We start from the raw sequence: 20,976 nt of genomic DNA, 5'->3' as shown, positions 1-20,976 counted from the left end.
CTATTTACTTCCATTAAATTCTTCCATAGTTGCATTTCCTTCTTGAGAAATACCCTCACTTTTAAACACTTTCCAAATCGTTTTAAAAATTATTTTTATATCAATCCAAAAACTCAAATTATCTACATACCAAACATCATATTCAAATTTTTTCTTCCAAGATATGGCATTTCTTCCATTTATTTGAGCCAAACCCGTAATTCCCGGACGTACTTCGTGACGTCTTGCTTGCGTTTTATTATACCTACCCAAATATTGAACTAATAGAGGTCTCGGACCTATTAAGCTCATATCCCCTTTTATTACATTAAGCAATTGTGGAATTTCATCTAAACTTGTCTTTCTAACAAAAGATCCAATAACAGTAAGTCTATCTTCATCGGAAATTAAATTTCCATCACTGTCTTTCTCATCGGTCATTGTTTTAAACTTAATGACCTTAAATATTCTTCCATTTTTACCAGGGCGTAATTGGACAAAAAAAGGTTTGTTTTTATTTGTAACGGCTAGTATCAGGGTTACTATTAAAAATACTGGGCTTGCAAGTAAGAAGACTAAAACAGAAAGTATAAAGTCTAGAATGCGTTTTAGGTATTTTCTATACATTGGCCATTATATTTTAAACTTTAGAATAAAATGTCTTAAACCATTCTAATGTAATTTTCACACCGTCACGCATCGAATATGGGGGTTCTCCTGCCAAATTATAAATATGATCTACATTACACTCGTTATCTTTTGTCATATTCTTCAATCGGAATGAGTTAAGTGGGAATGATATTTTGAAGAAAGATAAAGCATCTCCGCACAATGCCGCTATTTTCACAATAAAAAACGAAACCTTCTTAGGCTTTTTTTTGTTCGATTCTTCGGCTATTACTTGTGCCCAATTGGAAATATTGTATGAAGGTTTATCCCCTATATAAAAAACTTTTCCTTTCGCTTTAGAATATAACAATTTATCTATTTGAAAAACAGAATTCAGAACAAATCCATAAGTTTTGGTTGAAGTTCTGTTTTCGCCTATGTCTCTATATTTTTCATTTAAGATCATTTCAAAAAATGGCCTATAAGAAGTATTTACAATCCAAGGGCCCCATATAGAAGTAGGCCTAATAATTAACCAGTCACAGTTAATTTTACTCCTCTTAATAATTTCTTCGGTTTCTACTTTACTCTTACCGTAAAAAGTGGTAGCTTTATAATCATCATCATGAGCAGGTATATAACCTACTTCACAAACTAGCATCGTAGAAGCTACTATTAATTTCTTTATTGTTGGTGCAGAATTTACAGCGTCTACTAGGTTTCTAACTCCATTAATATTAGCATCATAATACTTCAGATCTTTTCCTAGTAAATCTGCTTTAGCCGCCAAATGAATTACATAATCTGGCTTAAAATCTTGAACTTTATTAATAAACTTTTCTCTGTCTAAAATATCGATTTTCGCATAAACATCCGACTGTTCTTTGTTCAACGGTCTGTCAATATCAAGATTTAAAAGACTATGCCCTTTCTTTTTATAATACTCAATTAAGTTGGTCCCTATAAAACCGGAACCACCTGTAACTAAAATTCTTGCGCTCATATATCTCTTAGTTTTATTACTAAAGGGTTTTTATTATTTCGAAATCTTAGATAAACAAAAGAAATGATTTTCTGAAACGTGGCTTTAAAACTTCTTTTTTTTAAATGAACCTTCAACAATTCTACTTTCGCTTTACTTGATAATTTTTCGAGATCAAATTTGCGAATCTTAATTACATTAATAAATTGTTTTCTTATTATTTTTGAAAAAAAAGTTGCAAAAAAACCCAAATCAGATTCTTCAACCTTACTTGTTAGCCAAACTACCTTATCTTCACGCAGTCTTTTCATGTGCAACAATTCTTTCAGAAAAGAAATAGTAAGTTCATCTGCTGCACTAGGAATCATAAAGTTTTTATAGGGGACTGCGTTTCTTAAAACTTCTGATATGCTTATATATTCCAGGCCACAATAATTGATATCAAACCAAAAATCGAAATCAATCTCCTGACTTTTAAAACTGAACCTTAGTTTTAATACTTCATAGCGAGAAAGGTTTATCTTAATTTCTAAATTATGTTCAATTTTATATTCTTTAAGTGCAGAAAAAAAAGCATCCTTATCTAAAGGGTGAATTCCAAAATCTAGATCATTTGAGAAGTTTTCTGGTAAATTTTCATAACCTCTTAAAATAACATAACGCACTTTATGTTTATTTAAAACAGTAATGAAATCATTAAAACACCCAATGAAATCCATTTTCATGTTTTTTTTATTTTTCTAACAATTGAAATCCTGACTTAAAGTCTTCACTGTAATCACTTAAAATCCATTTGTACAAACTAATAGACTGCCTTGCAATAGATGTCCATAAATATTTCTTCTCAACTAGTTTTTTTCCTGATTCTCCCATTGTTGATAACTCTTGTGAATCCAGCTTTAATAGCTTTTCAAGTATTAATGTGATGCTTTTTTCATTTCTATCAACCCACCAACCACAGTTGAAATCTTCTAAATCGGCCCAAGGCGTATTTTTTGTAGTAATTACTGGAATTCCTCTAGCCAAAGCCTCTATAACCACAATTCCGAAATTTTCGTTATGTGAAGGTAATATAAATGTCGAAGCAATATCGAACATCAATATTTTTTCTCTGCCAAAAACAGGTCCGACAAATTGAACTAGCTCCTCCAAATTATATTCTTTGACCAACTTTTTCAGCTCTTGTTCATGATTGTTTTCATCAATACCAGCAATGACTAGCAGCCAATTACTTTTTTGAAATTCGGCTTTTATTTTTAAAATTACCTCTAATAATAATGGCAAACCTTTTAAAGGGTGAATTCTTGAAATAAAAAGCAACACTCTTTTATCTATTGGAATGTTTTTCTCATCTCTAAATGAAGTTCTTTCTATTACCGTTGTTTTTTCTAACAAAAAACTTTCTTCAATTCCATTAGGCAAAATTGCTATTGGTACGTTAAATTTTAGCGCTGCTAAGTTTAAAGCTTCTTGATTAGAACAAGTCACTAAACATGCACTTTTTTTAAAATTAGAGTTTTCAAAAACAAACCTGGCAATTGCTTTTTTTCGAGACTGCATTTCTAATCTTTCTGGTTCAAATAAACCGTGAGGACTAATCAATATTTTTATTTTCTTAGAAAGTGATTTTGTAAATAATGAAATTGGTAAAAATGCTCCATGTTGATGAATGATATCAAAATTCTCAATAGCAAAATGCCTTTTCTTAATCAAACTGGGGGCAATTCCTAAATGGTGGGGCCCAATTGTTTTAATCGCTTCAATTTGATTCAAAGGAACACCCGTAAGCTTGTGTACTTCTGTTTTTTTATCGTCGCCCCCTGGAAACCATAAGTTGGATTCTACATTCAACTTGTTTTGATGTCGTGTCATTGCTTGTGCAACATCTCCAATCCCTCCACTTGTAACACCTGCTACATTTGATAAATTTAAAACTTTCATAGGAATTTATATGCATTTTTATGAGTAAAATGATTACTCAAACTTCTTGAATTCTCTTTATATTTTTTCAAATCACTATCTCCAATAGAAATTAAGAATTCGAATAAACTTTGATAATCTGAAGGACCAATAGAAACTCCACAGCTATTATCTCTCAACAAATTACTAACTTCAGAATTTGGTTTTGAGATTGAAATGATCGCTGATCCTGTTGCCAACATATAAAAGGTTTTACTTGGAACGGATAACCCTTCTGCGCCTTTCCCTAAAGATACAATTCCGAAATCTGCAGATGCAAAAGAAAATGGTAATATTTCGGAAGCTTGATAGGGTAAAAAAGTAACGTTACTTAACTTATTATCTTCCTTATATGCAACTAATTTTTCTTTCTGCGCCCCGTCTCCTATAAAAAGAAAATGAAAGTTATTCGTTATTAAGGATAGTTTTTTAGCTGTCTTTAGAACCGTCATTAAATCGTGAGTTATCCCCATGTTTCCAGAATACAAAATTACTTTCTTATCTAACAACCCTTGTTCTTTTACAAACCAATTATTTTCCTTCTCTATCGGCTTAATAAATGACATATCTACCCAAGGGTAAATTACTTCAACTTTATCTTTTTCGATTGTTCTAGAAATCACCTTCTGCATTACATTACTAATTGTAAAAACTCTTGTAGCTTTTAGATATACTTTCTTATTCATTCGATCCCAAAGTCGATATAAAAGTGACCCTTCTTTAATATAACCGAAGTTTGAAAGCGCATCTGGATATACGTCATAGACCAGCACATCAAAGTCAAAGTTTTTTCTGTCAGAAAAATTACTTCCTAAAAAAGGTAATAATGGAGGATTGCTCACAAACAGTATTTTTCCATGATTTTTATTAAACAGAATATAAACAAAAATTTGCATGAAGAATAAAAGCCATGTATATATTCTTAAATGTCCTTTATTTCTTTTATACTTACATTTCATAAGAACTTTGATCCTGGAATCTAATTCTGCAGAAGTAGGTTCTATAGAACCTGTTATTAATATTACTTCATCAAATTTACTAATATAAGCATTGGCAATATCAATAAATAAAGGCCCGGTAACTTGATTAACTAGTGTTGCTTTTTTACTCAAGAATGTATGATATAATAGAATGGCATAATTTTTCTGTTTTCCTTCCAGAAAAATAAAAATTTTCTGAAAACTCTTCATTTATTTGAAACCTCAACTCCTCAATCAAAAACAATATAATTTCATCTGAATTTCTTACAATGGCATTCTCAAAGTTTGTATTTGCTTTATTCAAATTCTCAATAGCTTCTTTAAGAGGAATATTACTTCTTATTTTACTCAATAATGTAAATACATCATATAAATAAAAACGTTTGTTAGATGCTTCCCAATCAATTACTTGATAGTGTGTGTCTCGCACTAGGATATTAGCCGCTTGAAAATCACCATGACTCCAAGAGGTTTTTACTATGGTACTTGAAAGTTTATTGAATAACTTAGAATAAACTTTTTTAATCAAACTAGAAACACATTCCTTTACTATTATTTTCTTATCAGAAATAAGTTCAAACACTTCTTTTTCAACAAGTTGAATGTAATTTTTCAAAGGAATTTCTACTGAAGTAGGTAACAACAATTCCTCTAAATGATTCTTGATGATAAGTTCTATAAATATTTCAATTCTTTCCTTGCTTTTTAAACGATTAATTGGAACTCCGTTGAAGTATTCTTCTCTTAACCAATCGTTTTCTGAATCAAATATTTCAGGAGCATATGACAAATCATTCTCTGTTCGGATAGCTATGTCATTCTTTATAAACCTTTGATTTTCTCCTGATTTTAATATGACTATACTGTCTTTTAACTCGCCATAAAACAAACGAATTCTATGGTTTCCTCCTAAAATTAGATAGTCTTTAAAATCCTCAGACAACAGAATATCTCTTTGTGCAAAAAAACTTCTAAAAAGCTTTGAACTAGCTAGTTTTACATAAAGAAGCTGTATCCCTTTTTTCCACCAAGTTAGTGAAGAAGAATATTCGTTGACAAGTGTCTGAAAAACAGTTCTAGAAAGGGTATTGGTTGCAATAAAGTTTAAATACTTATTGATAAAGTATTTTTTCTCTATTTTACCTTTTCGATTCTTAAAAAAAGTGGTCTTTTCTAGGGTAACTTTAAGAATTTTATCGAAATCCTCCCTTTCTTCTAGTAGTGAAATTCTCATTTTGAAACTTCTTCTGTTATAAATGTATGAATATCATCAATACCTTTTGTGCCATCTATATGAATTGCAAAAGATTCTTCTGAGACAAAGGTTAAATAGTCCTTTAATCTTAATTCTAAAACTTCTTCCGAATCTGGAAAGGGCTCGTCTTTCAAAGCTGATCTTCTAATAGATTCTTCAACTGGTATTGTAAGCACAAAATGTCTCTTAGGTCTTGGCGCAAAAAAAAGGAGTAATTTCCACAACAACCATTTCTCTACGTTCTCTTGTGGAAAGTTAAGTTTAAAATCTATATGTGTATCAAAAATATAACGATCACAAATGACTCTAACTCCAAAAACGGACTTAAACCGTAAGTAAATACCATAATAAAGGATCAAATCTAAAATAGCTAGTGACAACCATATTTTTCTGACAGTTGGATTTGAAAATGATTCGTCTCTTTGTTTAGAATTCCCATGATTTGATGGAATTTTAGAACTTTTAGACTTCCTCATGATGTTTTTTAACGCCTGCATTCCCGGTGTATAGCCCCCTCTGCTCCAGAATAATTTTACTGTTTCTCCAGACTGTTTAAAATACGACTTTAACAAATCTATTTGAGTTGATTTCCCTGCTCCATCAAGGCCTGAAAATGCTATCAACATAAGATTATTTATTTGTTTTAATTAATTTAGCTGGATTTCCTGCAACAATAGAATTAGCTTCTACGTTTTTTACTACAATGCTCCCTGCTCCAATAATGGCGTTATTTCCAATCGACACACCTATTATACAGGAATGTGGGTGGATTATAACATCATTTCCAATAATGGCGTACTTAATACATCTATTTTCGGAATTAGTTTTACATCCTATTGTTGTATTATGTTTTAATGTCACCCTATCTCCAATTATGGATTTGTAGTTTACTACAAGCCCATATCCATGTTCAATTTTTAGACCTATGCCTACTTTTGAATTTAATGGTAATTCAATACTTAATAAATATTCAACAACTAATTTGTAAAAAAGTTTTACGATATAATATAAAATTTTATAAAATAAATTAGATTGAAACCAAAAGAAATTTCCAATTCTAAAAATAAAAAGGGAAAACCTAATTTTTATATCCTTATTAATTTTTTGATCCTCTAAAATAATCTTCAATAAATTCATTCAAGTTATTTTTCGTTTTATAAACTATAATTAATCTATATTCTAATTAAAATCCAAAAGATTAAAAAACCTTCTCAAATATCCTGATGAATGAAAAATAATTCGATTAAACAAACTAATATTTGTCTTAATACAATAGTTGTGCTCTTCATTTAACAGTTTCTTATTTCTAAATAACAATGAATCACTATAACGTAAAAAAACTGTGGAATCAACATATATATATAAGAATTTAAATTCACTTTTATACGCCATTCTTTGAAACAAATCTCGATCACCAATAATTCTAAAATCATTAAAATTTAACCCTCCAACCTCATTATATGATTTTTTAGAAAAAATTGAACTAGGTTGAGCAAAAGGCATAATACCTTGTTTCAACAAAAATCTACCTAAATATTTAGCATACATTTTTTTATATTGCAAAATTTCAACAAAATGATAAACTGAATTTGAATATATCAAATCAGCTTTTTTACTAGCTATATCATTATACATAAGTTCATAGCCAGTTTTAATAATATAGTCATCAGCATTTACCCAAGTAAGATAATCACCATTTGACTCATTAAAACCCTGATGTATTGCCCCATACATCCCATTATTTTCTAATTGATGAAGCAATTTAATGTGTGGAAATTGGCTTACATATTCAATAGTTCCATCTATTGAACCACCATCAACAACAATATGCTCATAGGGAATACTAAGTTTCTGTATTGATTCTATGTTATTTTGTATAAATTTTCTTCCGTTAAGTACGGGTGTGACTATTGATAACATTCATTAAGCAGTTTATTATTATTGTAATCTATGATTTCTCAAAGAACATATTTTCATATAATTCAATTAATTTTATGGATTCATTCTCCCAACATAGAGTTTCAGCAGCTTTAATTGCGTTGTTTCTAAGTCGATTATATTCCAGCCTATTTAAGGCTAAACTATTAATAGCATTGGCAATCTCTTTAGATGTAAAATCTGTTATAATAATACCAAAATTAAACTTTTCATTCAAATATCTATGCTCAGGAATATCAGACATTAAAACTGGCAATCCAGCTTGTAAATATTCAAAAATCTTATTTGAAACGGTCAACTTGAAATTGATATTCACAGGTTGTGTAAGCACAATTCCTAAGTGAGAACAAGATGCTTTCATAACAATATCTTTAACTTCGACTGGTCCATCAAATCTAACTTTTTTCTCTAAATTATTATTTAAAATAATATTTTTCAAATCATCTTCAATACTGCCATAGCCTCTTAAAACCAATTTAATATTACTATCAATAAATTCTCCACTTTTAACAAATTCCTCATATCCCCTTCCTCTTAGCATAAGACCTTGATAAAGTACTTCAAAATTATCTTTGTCTTTTTCTTCCGGAAACTCAATTTTACTTTTATATGGAACATTTGTTATTACCTCAAGAATCTTTATTTTATACTTTTCACGAAAATATTCTGCAGCCGCATTACTAACAGAAACCATTACGTCAATCCTTTCTACAATAAACTTTTCTATTATAATAATTACTTTTTTCTGGATTTTTTTATCAGTTATCCCTATGTTTTCAGCACAAACTTCATGTGAGTCATATAATAATTTACTACCAACTATTTTTGAAGCTACATATGCCTGAATTAAAGTGTCAAAATCATTCGCATGGATAATATCTGGCTTAATTTTTATCATATATTTCACAGGTAAATAAAAATGATGAAATTTTCTTATTAGTTTTTTCAATGTCGATTTTAATTGACCAACATAGGTATCAACTATTGAAATATGACAACCAACAGAATCAAGAAACTCCTTGTTGTAAAATTTGTCTTTAAAACCAATAAAATACACATCAATTTCAGCGTCCAAGGCACATCTAATTTGTTTTATAACTCTTGGGTCCTTTCTTAAACTATTAGATACTATTATACAAAGTTTCATTTAATATTTTAAATTTTGAATTGTTTCATAAATTGTTTAATATCTGAAAATAAATATGCATTTTTTGAAATCCAATTCTCATCTTTCTCCCACCATTTAAACTGCTCTAAAAACTCAATTTCTTCATCGCTAAATCTTTTCCCAATTAATTTTGCAGGCACACCTCCAACTATAGAAAAGGGAGCCACATCTTTTGTGATTAGTGCTTTGGCCCCAATTATAGCCCCATGATTAATCTTGACTCCTCCCATAATTGTTACATCATCGCCTATCCAAACATCATGACCTATAAAAGCAGCAATATTCTCCTTTTTATTTATGTAACGAAACTCATCAAAAGTCTGTTTTTTTGAATAAGTAAATCCTGCTTGTTTGAGTGTTGAAAAAAATGCTGGATGAGTAGAAACAAACTTTGAAGATGGATGATTAGACAAAATCACTCTCACTCTATTTCCTATTGAGCAATATCTACCAATGACAGCCCTACTAAAGTGGCAATTTTTACCAATATATGTACCTTTACCACATTTTCCATTAACAAAAACAGATCCCGAATAAACTTTGTTTTTCCCTTCGAAATTACTTCCATACACCCGAACATTACTTTCTAAAATAATATCTGAGTTAAAAAAATATTTTATAAAATTGAGAAAGTTTCTAACTATACTTTTCATTTAGACTATGTTTTCTATTTTTATTTATATTTATCAATAATGCAATTAGAATGAAAAAAAAAGGTTCTGAAAGATAAGTACTAGAGAATAACATTTTCACAAAGCCTACTGAAAAAAAAATACTCATGAAAAAAATGCTATCAATAAACAAATTGAATTGAAATATCTTTTTCAAACTAAGCATCAATAATAAAAACAGCAACAACGAGCCCAAAACAATTCCAAAATGAAGGAAAAAATCCAAAATTATATTATGGCTATAGCTGCCAGTAAATAAATCTCCCGTATAAAAGAATCCTTTTCCAAATGGGTTATCATAAATTAAATTGACCACAGAATCATAGAGCATATCTCTTCCTGAAGTGTTTGTTATATCGTCATTTAATAACAATGAAATTGATCGACTGTAGACATCCATATCGATCAATACTAAATTTATATTATCTAAACTTATGTCAATAAAAAAAATTAAAATGATAATTGTTAATATCAAACCAATGGTTTTAAGTGTTGGCTTAAAAAAAACCATAAAACTTACTATAATGGAAAGTATTATAGATAACTGAGCTCCTCGAGAACCATAAATAAAAACTAATAAAACCCCCGTAAAAATAAATAATAGACTTAACCATTTTCTGATTCTACCATAAGAAAATATTAAAAAAACAATTGGAAACAAAATTTGATTAGAAAAAGCCATATAGGGGAATACTCTATCATTATACAATAAACTATAAGAATATACAGTGAAAAATCCAAAACAAATTGCAATACAACTTGAATAAGTCAGATAAGTATATAAATTGTCAAAATCCTCTATTGAAATGACAATATAATATAATGGTATTGATAAAGTTATTATACTTATTAAAATAGTGAAAGAGTTCTCTTGATTAGGATTATCTGTCAAGAAATAGCTTAAAAAAATCAGAATCAAAAGAAAAAATGGAAAAAAAAGTTTTAAACCAGATATTTTCTTTAAAGACATCAACCAACCAAGCAAAATCGAACCATATAATATGCCTTTTGTTAATAATGAGTCCCAAATTGCAATATCCAATTGATTATTAACAAAAAAGTCAACAGCTGGAAAAGCCACAAAAATAGAAATTGCAAGGATCTGCATAAAGTCATTGGAATTAGACTTATCAACAATTTTCTCTATTTTAATTGAATTATTCAAAACCCAGGATTAAGATTCCTTTTTCTAAAATTTAACAAAAATGTAGAAATTTTTAAATACCATTTTACACCTACGACCAAAAGCAAGCGTCTTCTTAAAAATTTATTTAACAACACGGACTTATCTAAAATATTATACTGAAGTACTCTGTCACTACATTCAATAAAATTATCTAGTTTTCTCATGTTTCCCTGAAAACTATACTCGCTACTAAAAAAAGCTAAACCTTTTTCAGAAATTTTTATTTTATCAAACCCTTTGGTTAAAATAGCTTCTAGCTTTAGCTCAATTATTTCACTTTTGACTGAATTGTCATCTTTATAAGCAAAATTAAAAACATCGCTCCCTAAAAACCCATGAATTTGGTTAGTAAAAGGATCTATTATGAGAACTGGACACGATTGTGAAATACTCATTACAGCAGCGGTTCCCATTCCAATGGTGAAATCTATTTCAGAAAAAAATTGTTTTGGCACAGGAGAAAATCTGCCTAAGAATCTAATATCTAAATTATGAGGAACGCTTCTTATTTTCTCTTTTATTTTAAATTCAACTTCTTTAAACTTCGTATCTCCAATTATGTTAAGAAGAAACTTTTTGTCTTTATAAGTTTGGGATAAGTTAATCAACGAGTCAATAGTATCTCTAACATATTTTTTTTCTAATCTTGAAATGATACCGATTCTCATTGAATATTTAAAATCTTTATTAAATCTCCAATTTTTATCTTCGACCATTTCATCTTCACTTAATGAAACATTCACATAAGAATTATGCTCATCAGTCACTTCAGTATTGAATATAATAGGTAATGACTGTTTTGTAATTCCCACTAACTCTTTAGAAGCCATTTTATTTTTAAAAAATGAATATATCTGACCTCCCTTATCATAGGCCATTTTCTGCTCAAACAAAAAATATGTTATATGTTTTGCTTTTAATTTGAATGCAAGAAATTCTCCAATAAGCGAAAGATTTGAATTATGACTTTCTATATGTAATTTTCCCTTAGACTCATTATTATCCCCATTAATGTAATTTGAAATTTGTAAAAAAAATAATTCTCGGTTTTCCTTCTGCAGTATATCAAATTCAATTGCTAAATATAGAGTTTCGAATATTCTAATTCCTTCAAATTTATTTTTCAAAACAAAATCAGAAATTGGTCCGGTAATAATAATAACATTATAACCTAGTTTTTTAAGATAATTTGATCGCCTCATTGTATACATTTGAGCACCACCGATTTTAGATAGATTTGGGGTAATAATGATGTAATTATTGAGAGCTCCCTGATTCATATATTTTTTTGAATTTTTAGTAATCGAATTATTTCTTCAAGTTCTTTAAATTTAAAGAAATAACTTAAACCCAAATATATCGTCACCATAATTACCGAACTAAAAAAAATATTTAGCAAATTATGTTCTATTGATATCGATAAAAAATAAACAACCGAAGATGTTACAGATGTTAACAAAACAATTGGTAATAAATCTTTCAATTGATTTAAAAAACCATATCCCAAAATTTTACCGGGGTAATATGTGTTTATTATATAATCAAATGCAGAAATAACAATTTGACCTATTACAAGAAAAATGATACCATAATTTAAACAAATCAGCAGAACCAACCCAATTATTGGTATTTTTAAAAAGTCTACCTTTAGAAATAAATCAGATCTTCCAATCGATTTTAATATTGACATATTTATTAAACTAAGAGAATAAAATATTCTAGCAATAGCAAGGTATTGCAATAAAGGAACAACAAATATCCACTTTTTAGTTAAAAGCAATATTACAATGGGTTCAGCTAAAATTGCTAACAGACACATCGCAGGAAAAATAACAAAAGCCGACATTCTAATCATCTTCTTGAAAACTAAAATCAATTGAATTTTATCTTGTTGCAATGAGGACAATAATGGGAAAGAAACGCTTTGGATTATACCAGAAAAAGTTCCTTCAGCTAGATCAACAAAACCCTTCGCTCTGGTATAATATCCCAATTCAGAAGCAGAATAATATTTTCCGATAATAATATTATATAAGTTATTAAGAGTGTGTACCAAAACACCTGAAAATAATAATTTATAACCATAGGAGAATAGATTATTAAATGAATTCGTAGAAAATACTAATGAGAATCTCCATCTTGATAGTACCCAAAAAAGAAAAGTAGTAAAAATTGAAAATAGTAAATTTTGTATAACCAATGCCCAAACACCATAGCCAAAATAGGCAAATAAAACACCTGAAATCCCACTAATAAAAATAGCAATAAAATTTATTTTTGCAATAGTCTTAAAGTCAAATTCGATAATCATTTTGGTTCTTTGAACTATAACCATAGAATTAATAACTATGTTTAATGTTAAAACCCGAGTAATTAAAACTAATTCAGGTTTTTCAAAAAAACTTGCTATGAATGGTGCAAAAATAAATATCATTATATAACATAAAACACTAACAATAAAATTAAAAATAAGAACTGTTGAAAAATCATCATCAGAACGATCGTTTTTTTGGATTAAACCGGCTCCCATGCCACTTTCAGTCAATACTTGAGCAATTGCGACAAAAACTGAAAGCATACCAATTAACCCAAAATCTTCTGGTAGAAGAATTCTTGCCATTATTATTCCAAGAAAAAAGCGAACAAATTTAATCGATAATTTTTCAACTAAATTCCAAATAAGAGCGCTTTTAGTTTTTAATAGTAAGTTAATATTAGTTTGATTGATAATAATTGATTTATCTACTTGATTTCAAATGTTTTTAATATAAATTAATATCTCAAAATCCATTTGTTTCTCAAGTATTTGTGAAAATTTTAGTGCAATTTGCTTTTGTGATTATGTATTCCTTTTGTGCTCTGTTTGAATAGGTTTTTATATGCAATTAGACTATTTATTCAAATATTCTTTATGCAAAGCTTTGCTCTTTATTAACAAAATTTAAAACAAGAATACTAGTTGAAAGAATTAATAACTCCTATGATTTTCTGTAAACTTGTTTTATCTAAAACACTACTAATGGGTATGCTCAGTACCTCTTTATGTATCATATCAGTTATGCTATAATTCATATGATTAAATTCCTTATAAGCTTTTTGCCTAAAAATTGGAATAGGGTAATGAATCAGAGTTTGAATACCATTATCCATAAGAAACTTTTGAAGAGCATCCCGTTTTTTGCATCTAACAACAAATACATGCCAGACATGTCCTTCTTTACTTAAAACATTGGGTAGGGTTATGTTAGAATTATTAATATTCTTCAAATAATAATATGCTATATCCCTTCTTGCCTTAATATCATTTTGAATATATTTCAGTTTGACATTTAAAAAGGCAGCTTGAATTTCATCTAATCTGGAATTAAATCCCTTATATATATTTTCATATTTTTTTTCCGACCCATAATTCCTAAGTCCTTTAATCGTTTTAGCCAACGTCTCATCACTTGTCGTAACAGCCCCTGCATCACCTAAGGCTCCCAAGTTTTTACCAGGGTAAAAACTGTGGCCAGCAGCGTCACCAATACTTCCCATAACTTTGCCTTGCCATAAAGCTCCATGAGACTGTGCCGCATCTTCAACGAGCTTTAAGTCATTCTTTTTACAAACTTCAAGTATTTTTTCATCGACAGAATTTTGCCCATATAAATGCACTGTAAGAATTGCTTTAGTCTTATTTGTTATTACTTTCTCAATTTTTTCGCTATCTAAATTATATGTTTGTTCATTGGGTTCAACAAAAACAGGAACTAAACTATTATCAGAAATTGCTAATACGGAAGCTATATAGGTGTTAGCAGGAACAATCACTTCGTCTCCTTTCTTCATTAAGCCTAGTTCTATATATGCCCTAAAAATTAAGCGAAGCGCATCCAATCCGTTTGCCACACCCAAACAATATTTTGTTCCACAGAAACTCGCATAGTTTTGCTCAAAAGAATCTAGCTCTTTCCCAATTAAATACCATCCTGAATCTATAACCTTGACAGCAGCTTCCTTCAATTCTTGCTCATATTGAGCATTGATTTTTTGAAGGTCTAAAAATTTAATCATAATTTTTCTTTTAATTGATTGTTGAACCAATTATAACTTTTACCTGATTGTTTGTCTTTCAAATTCAGATCAAGCAATCTGCCCTTTTCTGTTACATAACCTCTTAGCATTGCTGGGTTTCCAAACCACAATTCATTCTTACCTACTGATTTTGTAACAACTGAACCAGCACCTATCATAGCATAATCATGTATAGTAACTCCAGCAATAATAGTTGCATTTGCTCCTATTGAAGTTCCCTTTTTTATAATAGTTTTTTCAAATTTTTGAGGAAACTGTTTTGATCTTGGAATCAAATCATTAGTAAAAGTAACATTGGGGCCGATAAACACGTCGTTTTCTATTCTTAATCCATCCCAGATTTGCACCCCTGATTTTACAGTAACGTTGTTCCCAATAATAACATCATTTTCAATAAAAACATGAGAATTAATATTGCAATTAGAACCGATAATTGCTTCTTTTAATACCACAACAAACTGCCAAATAAAAGAATCTTTCCCTATATTATCCGTTTGAACCTCAGCTGTGTTATGACAGAAATATTTCATTTATTAATCATTAACTGTAGTTAATATTTTCTTCATTAAACCCATGAGTTACTAGGTCAAACAAATATAATTTATGTTTCCAATATTTTATACTTAGAACTTAGTATAATTAATTCCTGAAACATACTTAGAATTTTTTCCCAAGATTAATTTAAATTTATCAAAATTAATTCTAGGGGTTACATTTGAGGCATATTTAACCTCAACTACTATAATTTCACTTTGGTCATATTCTTGGTTAGTTCTACAATTATAAAAAAACAAATTTCTATCTATAGTTAATCGGGTATCTCCATTTTTTGATAAGTAATAATCTCTTTTATACCCATTTAAAAGAGTGGGAGTTTTATTAAACATCTCAAAATAAAATGTTGGTTTTTTATCTTTCATGAAATTTAAAAGATGATTATAAACATCTTCAATATCATCATAACTATTCAACATTACTTCAGGTATTTTTAAATTGATTTTCTGATTGACCTGATCCTTTTTCATTTTAACCTCAAACGTCGGGGATATTTTTTTAAACCGATCACCATACCATCTTAATCTATATTTGTTTCTAACACTCTCTCCTTCAACATTTTCGAAATACGAATCAAAATTCAATGTATCAAAATAAATATTATTAACAATCCTAGCTGGGTGATGAATTTTCATTCCTTCAGATAACAAATCATGAACTAATATTTCATATTCCGAAACATTTAATTTGTATTTTCTTTCATATCTATAATTATTTTGAAGATTTTCCAAACTCATTTCCATATAATTTTGTTTCCACCTCTTTTAAAAAAATCAAACTAGAATCTTGGTCTTTTGATTCAACTATGCTTTTTTCTTGAATCAAATATTTGTAGTCACTCATTTCACCATCAAAGTATAATGAAGGTTTTTTATAAAATTCTTTTTTAATAAAAACCGCAAAATCCAATTCATTTTCGTTCAATACATTTTTTTCCTTTATATTTAAAATACTACCATCTTTTGACACAAATCCAATAGCAGAATTTGTAATTTTAGACTTTGAGATATCAATATTGCTATTTTCACCTGCACTAATTGCTTTATCACTAATTTTGGTAAAACTTGAATTAATTATTTCTAAATTTGAACCAGAACAATCGATAGCGTCATTACCTATATTAACATATGATGAGTTTATTATTGATCCTTGACTAAAATCGGAATCTAAAGCGTCACTTAAAATATCTTTAAATAAACAATTATTAATTGTAAACTTTGATTGAAATAGGTTTATCATATCATCACCACGTTTATTATCTTCAAACTCACAAAAATTAAATTCACTATTAGAATTATATATAGTAATTGCAGAAGGCACTGTTTTACATGAATCCGACCAATTTGAAAGCCCCTTAATAAAAGTATAATTAAATAAACAGGTTTTCACATCAGTAATAAAAATGGAATTTTCCCCATAACCATTTATATGAACTGGTTGGCTCATGGTACCATTAAAACTAATCATACCTTTATCTATTATTATCTTTGAATTATTATATAAATTAATTTCAGTATTCTCTTCTATTTTTAAATCTACATTAGACAAACACAAATCTTCATAAAGATTTAACTTATCTTTAATAATATATTCTTTGAACTTTTTGTCGACTTCTATTCCTTTTCTTTTTAATTCTCTTTCTGAAAGAAAATTTTTCATTTCTTTTTCGAATTCTAATGAATCTATTTTTTTTACCTGGCTTAATTGAGTCATACACTCTTCAAATCCAATTCCTGTTGTATTTGTAGAAATATAACTATAATCTATAACGAACTCTATCAGGTTAGTTATTGGATTAGGCGCCATCTTTATTCCTGAATAGGAATTAAATTTAATTTTTGTTTCATCTAAATAAACATATAATATCACCATTGATTTATAATCATAATCAAAACAAGTATTATAATCCACTATATTTAATATCTCAGATTCATCAACTTCAAACCTCCTCTTTTTAGAATTGTATTCTAATAATTGAACAAACCTTTTTTCATTATACTCTAAACTTTCTTTATCAGGTATATTGAGTAATACAAAATTTTTGTGAAGACCACTCTTAAAATTGACTCTTAATAAATCTGTTTTTGGCCATACTAATTTGTTTTTTTCAATAAACCATTTCAAGGAATTATAAACTTGAAAATATTCAATATTAGAATGTAAAATCAATTCATTAGACCCTTCATAATAAAGGTTATTAAAATCTAAGTGTAAAATGTAATCTTTTTGAGATAATATACTTTTTACACGAGCATTCACACCTTCAAACTTTGACTTAATCCCTTTTATAGCATAAAGCTCCTGGCCTTCAAACAACTTTGTAAGCTCTTTATTTGAAAGACTTAATGTTACATTTTTTTTATTAATATTTACAGGTTCTTTGCATGCATTAATAATAAATAAAAAAAGTATAGGTAAAATAGCCTTCATAATGTTCAGTAATAATTAAAAATAATGTTGCTATTTGGCACCGTGTCCTTAGTAATCATATTCACAATCTTTAATTGACTTTTATTTATTGAATCTTTAAAAGTATATTCATTTTCAATTAAACCTGCTTTAATTACTCCATCCTTATATTTAAATTCTACTCCTTTAAAAATAAATGATTCTGAACTTTTAATATCTATAACTTTAAGAGGAACCCTATAGTCTGTTGCAATTTTTATTTTTTTATTTTTTTTATCATAAGCTATTGCAACCTCTCCATTTTCTAAATATTTCAAGAAGGCGTTACTATTATGTATTATTACATCCCTGATTTTTTTATATTTATATCTTACATTCATGTAAGCAACATTATAGTATTTATGATAATTGTTGTACTTACTTTTTATGCTATCCAATTCATAAAGAGTTCTGTCTCTATTTTTTACTAATCTATAAAGCTCTAAGTCCCTGTAGAACTTAATACTATCATTACATACCGCTTTTTTATAAAAAATTGCAGTAGGAGATTTTCTAGTATCAAAGATCCCTTGATCTAAATTTAGTATGTTATTTATTTTTTCATAAACCCCTTCATTTCTAGCAACTGGATAGACCAAATTATTTGAATAGTCAAATAAATATTTATTATTATCACCCTGTATGTGATGGGCATCATAAAAAAAGTAAAGATTTGCTAAAAATCTTCCCATATATTCATAATCAGTATTTGGAAAATGATCACTTTTTTCATTATTATTTATTGATTCTATAAAAACTTTATATTTATTATAATTTTCGGAATCTTGTTCTGAATTATCACCATCTAAATAATAATAAAACCCATCTAATTCACTGAAATGAGCCCCTCCATTTCTCATCCAATTATCACTAACTTCAAAAATTTTGAAACTCTCCAACCCATACTTGTACTTTAAATAATCATTTGACATATCTTCTGTAAACCAGAAATCTTCAACTTTACCATTCAAATTTGCTAATAATATACTTCCTGGATCTGGAGCAATAAGTTTTCCTTTATGTTCTTGTAATGCAAGAAATATATTTATGAAGGAAGCTTCTTGATATCCTGAAATCAAACTAAACTGCTTTGCCTCATTAATTGTTTTTTTAGATCGTAACTTTAATGAAATTTTACCTTGTTTGTAATTGTAATTATGTGAACCATGGAATTTATATTTAATTTTATATCTCTTCCCCTTATAAATCAAATGACTTTTTTTCCATTCTTTTAAATCATCATCAATATAATGTTCTGGAATTGTCATTAGGTCAATTATTGAGTCGTTATATCTAATGTCATTATCTGAAAAATCAGCTAATATTGCATCTTTGGAAGACGGTTTATTAAACCCATAAGCTTTATGATCAAAAAAGTTATTTATAGAATACCATTTAATAGGTCTAAAATATGGACCTGGATATATTTCTCCTAGATATGAGTATGGTCTCGTATTTTGTAAAACATTTATACAAAACGCAATTAATGAAAACATTAAGATTACTATAACAATGACACCTTTAAATACTTTCATTAATCAATCATCTTTAAACTAAAATGTTTAATGTCTAAACTTTTAATGATTTGTTTTAATGGTGTCGTATCTAGATTTTCAGTATTACTTACTGAAAAAGTAAGCCTTAAATTATATCCATCATCTTCATAGAAGTTTTTACATTTTAAATTCCCTGTTTTATCGAATTTCATCAATTCATAAACGATATCTAAATCATTATGTTCCTCCGATAATTGCAAAGTGATTAATAAATAATTCAGGTTTGAATTTCTTTTATCCTTATTTGATTTGTTATTCAATATTGCAGAAATAACGAACACCAACACAACTATTAAAGCTAAAATTTCTTTTTCCGCAGCAATTGCTATAGCAACACCTGTTATACCTAAAAAGTAAATCATTTGTTCAGGTTCTTTAATTGCTGTTCTAAACCTGATTATAGAAAGTGCTCCAACCATACCTAAAGATAAGGCTAAGGATGATTTAATTGTTGTAACAATTAAAAAAATAGATATTGAAAATAATACAAATATAGATGAAAATGATTTTTTATTTGTTGGAGAGTCAGAATACTTTCTATAGACATACTGAAGTGCTTTTGATAATAAAATCAAAAGAATTATTCCAACAATAAATCTACTGTAATTAATATCTTCATAAAACTCACTTTTGAATAGTAAATCTTCCATATTTTAATTTTTAATTTTTAATTTTTAATTTAAATTCGTTGTAATTTCTTATATAATCATTTTCATTATATATATGTGAGGCTAAAACCAAGCAAATTGCTCCCGAAGAAAAATTAACTTCAGAAGCCCAAATACCTGGAGGAATATGCAAGCCTCTATATGGTTGATTTAACATAATAGTTTTTTTTACTTTTCCATCATCTAATTGAACCTCAAAACTTCCAGATGCAGCTATTAAGAACTGATGACATTCTTTATGTGCATGAGCTCCTCTATCAATGCCTCCTGGAATATCATACAAATAAAAAATTCTTTTTACTTCAAACGGGATATCCTGATTATTCTGAACAGGAGTTATATTGCCAGCTCGATTTTGAATACGTGATAATTCAAAAATAGAACAGTCATGAACAGTATTATGATTCTTTTTCATTCTTCAATAATTTGAATTTTTCAAAATTCCTAATGTAATCAACAACTTGATACTCATGAGAAGTTCCAATCAATGCTAATGAGTTTGTTGAAAAATTTTCCATTCTTCTCCAAATAAGTTTTGGGACATATAACCCAAAATAAGATCTATTTAATGAGTATTTTACTTCTTGATTTCCATCATTTAAAATTACATCAAAACTCCCAGAAAGCGCTACAATAAACTCTTGTGATTCTTTAAAGGCATGGCTACCTCTAATTTCTCCTCCAGGCACATCATATATCCAGTAAGTTCTCTTTATTTCAAATGGAATATGAACACCACTTTCAAAAAAACTTAAATTACCTCGAGGGTCTGAAATTTTAGGTAAACTAATTAGTTTGACTTTATCTAAACTCATAATTCAATATTATTCACTGCTTCGCCCTTATCACTCCCATTTTCTTTTAAAAACAGAAGCCATTCAGATGATATCTTAACAATCCCCAAATATAATTTTTTCAATACAGTTACAAAGCTATTAGGCATTG

The 20,976-nt window shown here is 28.4% G+C and carries 21 protein-coding genes and 1 pseudogene; all 22 read right to left on the bottom strand.

Going from position 1 to position 20,976, the window contains the following annotated elements; genetic code table 11:
* Window positions 1-606 carry a sugar transferase gene (locus tag QWY87_RS13850; protein WP_290292237.1) on the bottom strand — a complete coding sequence of 202 codons (606 nt, stop codon included), beginning with the start codon at window positions 604-606 and terminating at the stop codon, window positions 1-3.
* A gap of 13 nt (window positions 607-619) precedes the next feature.
* Entirely contained in the window at window positions 620-1,591 is a 972-nt protein-coding gene (locus QWY87_RS13845; RefSeq protein ID WP_290292234.1) for an NAD-dependent epimerase/dehydratase family protein, read from the bottom strand.
* Window positions 1,588-2,289 carry a hypothetical protein gene (locus QWY87_RS13840; RefSeq protein ID WP_290292231.1) on the bottom strand — a complete coding sequence of 234 codons (702 nt, stop codon included), beginning with the start codon at window positions 2,287-2,289 and terminating at the stop codon, window positions 1,588-1,590. Before QWY87_RS13840 ends, QWY87_RS13845 begins: the two co-directional genes overlap by 4 nt.
* A gap of 13 nt (window positions 2,290-2,302) precedes the next feature.
* Window positions 2,303-3,511 carry a glycosyltransferase gene (locus QWY87_RS13835; protein WP_290292229.1) on the bottom strand — a complete coding sequence of 403 codons (1,209 nt, stop codon included), beginning with the start codon at window positions 3,509-3,511 and terminating at the stop codon, window positions 2,303-2,305.
* On the bottom strand, window positions 3,508-4,641 hold the full coding sequence (locus tag QWY87_RS13830) for a glycosyltransferase family 4 protein (RefSeq protein WP_290292226.1): 1,134 nt from the start codon (window positions 4,639-4,641) through the stop codon (window positions 3,508-3,510). The genes QWY87_RS13835 and QWY87_RS13830 overlap by 4 nt, the downstream gene beginning before the upstream one ends.
* Window positions 4,634-5,743, bottom strand: coding sequence for a phosphotransferase (locus QWY87_RS13825; protein ID WP_290292224.1), 1,110 nt, complete (start codon window positions 5,741-5,743; stop codon window positions 4,634-4,636). Before QWY87_RS13825 ends, QWY87_RS13830 begins: the two co-directional genes overlap by 8 nt.
* Window positions 5,740-6,390 (bottom strand): dTMP kinase, encoded by a 651-nt coding sequence (locus QWY87_RS13820; RefSeq protein ID WP_290292223.1) that lies wholly within the window; start codon window positions 6,388-6,390, stop codon window positions 5,740-5,742. Before QWY87_RS13820 ends, QWY87_RS13825 begins: the two co-directional genes overlap by 4 nt.
* Before the next feature lie 4 nt (window positions 6,391-6,394).
* Window positions 6,395-6,901 carry an LbetaH domain-containing protein gene (locus QWY87_RS13815; protein WP_290292221.1) on the bottom strand — a complete coding sequence of 169 codons (507 nt, stop codon included), beginning with the start codon at window positions 6,899-6,901 and terminating at the stop codon, window positions 6,395-6,397.
* Window positions 6,902-6,943: 42 nt separating this feature from the next.
* Entirely contained in the window at window positions 6,944-7,684 is a 741-nt protein-coding gene (locus QWY87_RS13810; protein WP_290292219.1) for a glycosyltransferase, read from the bottom strand.
* Window positions 7,685-7,712: 28 nt separating this feature from the next.
* Window positions 7,713-8,849 (bottom strand): glycosyltransferase family 4 protein, encoded by a 1,137-nt coding sequence (locus QWY87_RS13805; protein WP_290292216.1) that lies wholly within the window; start codon window positions 8,847-8,849, stop codon window positions 7,713-7,715.
* An 8-nt stretch (window positions 8,850-8,857) separates the two neighbouring features.
* Window positions 8,858-9,139: pseudogene (locus tag QWY87_RS17905) on the bottom strand (CatB-related O-acetyltransferase); the annotation flags it as partial.
* Window positions 9,140-9,506: 367 nt separating this feature from the next.
* Window positions 9,507-10,706 carry an O-antigen ligase family protein gene (locus QWY87_RS13795; RefSeq protein WP_290292213.1) on the bottom strand — a complete coding sequence of 400 codons (1,200 nt, stop codon included), beginning with the start codon at window positions 10,704-10,706 and terminating at the stop codon, window positions 9,507-9,509.
* Window positions 10,703-12,007, bottom strand: a complete 1,305-nt coding sequence (locus QWY87_RS13790; RefSeq protein ID WP_290292211.1) for a glycosyltransferase family protein — start codon at window positions 12,005-12,007, stop codon at window positions 10,703-10,705. Before QWY87_RS13790 ends, QWY87_RS13795 begins: the two co-directional genes overlap by 4 nt.
* The gene (locus QWY87_RS13785; protein ID WP_290293713.1) at window positions 12,004-13,407 is read right to left on the bottom strand and encodes a lipopolysaccharide biosynthesis protein; all 1,404 of its coding nucleotides are present in this window, start codon (window positions 13,405-13,407) and stop codon (window positions 12,004-12,006) included. The genes QWY87_RS13790 and QWY87_RS13785 overlap by 4 nt, the downstream gene beginning before the upstream one ends.
* Window positions 13,408-13,682: 275 nt before the next feature.
* Window positions 13,683-14,783 (bottom strand): DegT/DnrJ/EryC1/StrS family aminotransferase, encoded by a 1,101-nt coding sequence (locus QWY87_RS13780; protein ID WP_290292209.1) that lies wholly within the window; start codon window positions 14,781-14,783, stop codon window positions 13,683-13,685.
* Window positions 14,780-15,334, bottom strand: coding sequence for an acyltransferase (locus tag QWY87_RS13775; RefSeq protein ID WP_290292207.1), 555 nt, complete (start codon window positions 15,332-15,334; stop codon window positions 14,780-14,782). The genes QWY87_RS13780 and QWY87_RS13775 overlap by 4 nt, the downstream gene beginning before the upstream one ends.
* Window positions 15,335-15,427: 93 nt before the next feature.
* The gene (locus tag QWY87_RS13770) at window positions 15,428-16,096 is read right to left on the bottom strand and encodes a VTC domain-containing protein (protein ID WP_290292205.1); all 669 of its coding nucleotides are present in this window, start codon (window positions 16,094-16,096) and stop codon (window positions 15,428-15,430) included.
* The gene (locus QWY87_RS13765) at window positions 16,071-17,789 is read right to left on the bottom strand and encodes a hypothetical protein (protein ID WP_290292202.1); all 1,719 of its coding nucleotides are present in this window, start codon (window positions 17,787-17,789) and stop codon (window positions 16,071-16,073) included. Before QWY87_RS13765 ends, QWY87_RS13770 begins: the two co-directional genes overlap by 26 nt.
* A 5-nt stretch (window positions 17,790-17,794) precedes the next feature.
* Entirely contained in the window at window positions 17,795-19,342 is a 1,548-nt protein-coding gene (locus QWY87_RS13760; protein ID WP_290292200.1) for a hypothetical protein, read from the bottom strand.
* Window positions 19,342-20,013 carry a DUF4956 domain-containing protein gene (locus QWY87_RS13755; RefSeq protein ID WP_290292198.1) on the bottom strand — a complete coding sequence of 224 codons (672 nt, stop codon included), beginning with the start codon at window positions 20,011-20,013 and terminating at the stop codon, window positions 19,342-19,344. The genes QWY87_RS13760 and QWY87_RS13755 overlap by 1 nt, the downstream gene beginning before the upstream one ends.
* A 10-nt stretch (window positions 20,014-20,023) precedes the next feature.
* The gene (locus tag QWY87_RS13750) at window positions 20,024-20,446 is read right to left on the bottom strand and encodes a sugar 3,4-ketoisomerase (RefSeq protein WP_290292195.1); all 423 of its coding nucleotides are present in this window, start codon (window positions 20,444-20,446) and stop codon (window positions 20,024-20,026) included.
* The gene (locus QWY87_RS13745; RefSeq protein WP_290292193.1) at window positions 20,430-20,846 is read right to left on the bottom strand and encodes a sugar 3,4-ketoisomerase; all 417 of its coding nucleotides are present in this window, start codon (window positions 20,844-20,846) and stop codon (window positions 20,430-20,432) included. Before QWY87_RS13745 ends, QWY87_RS13750 begins: the two co-directional genes overlap by 17 nt.
* Window positions 20,847-20,976 lie beyond the last annotated feature (130 nt).

The organism is Lutimonas halocynthiae (assembly GCF_030409835.1).
Taxonomy (GTDB): domain Bacteria; phylum Bacteroidota; class Bacteroidia; order Flavobacteriales; family Flavobacteriaceae; genus Lutimonas; species Lutimonas halocynthiae.
The sequence above is the reverse complement of the archived record's forward strand: the minus strand, read 5'-3'. Positions and strand labels throughout refer to the sequence as shown.

Excerpts from the sequence above, each read along its gene's own strand:
- QWY87_RS13810 (WP_290292219.1), bottom strand. The coding sequence starts at position 7,684 with ATGTTATCAATAGTCACACCCGTACTTAACGGAAGAAAATTTATACAA.
- QWY87_RS13820 (WP_290292223.1), bottom strand. The coding sequence starts at position 6,390 with ATGTTGATAGCATTTTCAGGCCTTGATGGAGCAGGGAAATCAACTCAA.
- QWY87_RS13770 (WP_290292205.1), bottom strand. The coding sequence starts at position 16,096 with ATGAGTTTGGAAAATCTTCAAAATAATTATAGATATGAAAGAAAATAC.
- QWY87_RS13780 (WP_290292209.1), bottom strand. The coding sequence starts at position 14,783 with ATGATTAAATTTTTAGACCTTCAAAAAATCAATGCTCAATATGAGCAA.
- QWY87_RS13790 (WP_290292211.1), bottom strand. The coding sequence starts at position 12,007 with ATGAATCAGGGAGCTCTCAATAATTACATCATTATTACCCCAAATCTA.
- QWY87_RS13805 (WP_290292216.1), bottom strand. The coding sequence starts at position 8,849 with ATGAAACTTTGTATAATAGTATCTAATAGTTTAAGAAAGGACCCAAGA.
- QWY87_RS13840 (WP_290292231.1), bottom strand. The coding sequence starts at position 2,289 with ATGGATTTCATTGGGTGTTTTAATGATTTCATTACTGTTTTAAATAAA.
- QWY87_RS13750 (WP_290292195.1), bottom strand. The coding sequence starts at position 20,446 with ATGAAAAAGAATCATAATACTGTTCATGACTGTTCTATTTTTGAATTA.
- QWY87_RS13760 (WP_290292200.1), bottom strand. The coding sequence starts at position 19,342 with ATGAAAGTATTTAAAGGTGTCATTGTTATAGTAATCTTAATGTTTTCA.
- QWY87_RS13850 (WP_290292237.1), bottom strand. The coding sequence starts at position 606 with ATGTATAGAAAATACCTAAAACGCATTCTAGACTTTATACTTTCTGTT.
- QWY87_RS13845 (WP_290292234.1), bottom strand. The coding sequence starts at position 1,591 with ATGAGCGCAAGAATTTTAGTTACAGGTGGTTCCGGTTTTATAGGGACC.
- QWY87_RS13815 (WP_290292221.1), bottom strand. The coding sequence starts at position 6,901 with ATGAATTTATTGAAGATTATTTTAGAGGATCAAAAAATTAATAAGGAT.
- QWY87_RS13755 (WP_290292198.1), bottom strand. The coding sequence starts at position 20,013 with ATGGAAGATTTACTATTCAAAAGTGAGTTTTATGAAGATATTAATTAC.
- QWY87_RS13745 (WP_290292193.1), bottom strand. The coding sequence starts at position 20,846 with ATGAGTTTAGATAAAGTCAAACTAATTAGTTTACCTAAAATTTCAGAC.
- QWY87_RS13825 (WP_290292224.1), bottom strand. The coding sequence starts at position 5,743 with ATGAGAATTTCACTACTAGAAGAAAGGGAGGATTTCGATAAAATTCTT.
- QWY87_RS13775 (WP_290292207.1), bottom strand. The coding sequence starts at position 15,334 with ATGAAATATTTCTGTCATAACACAGCTGAGGTTCAAACGGATAATATA.
- QWY87_RS13765 (WP_290292202.1), bottom strand. The coding sequence starts at position 17,789 with ATGAAGGCTATTTTACCTATACTTTTTTTATTTATTATTAATGCATGC.
- QWY87_RS13835 (WP_290292229.1), bottom strand. The coding sequence starts at position 3,511 with ATGAAAGTTTTAAATTTATCAAATGTAGCAGGTGTTACAAGTGGAGGG.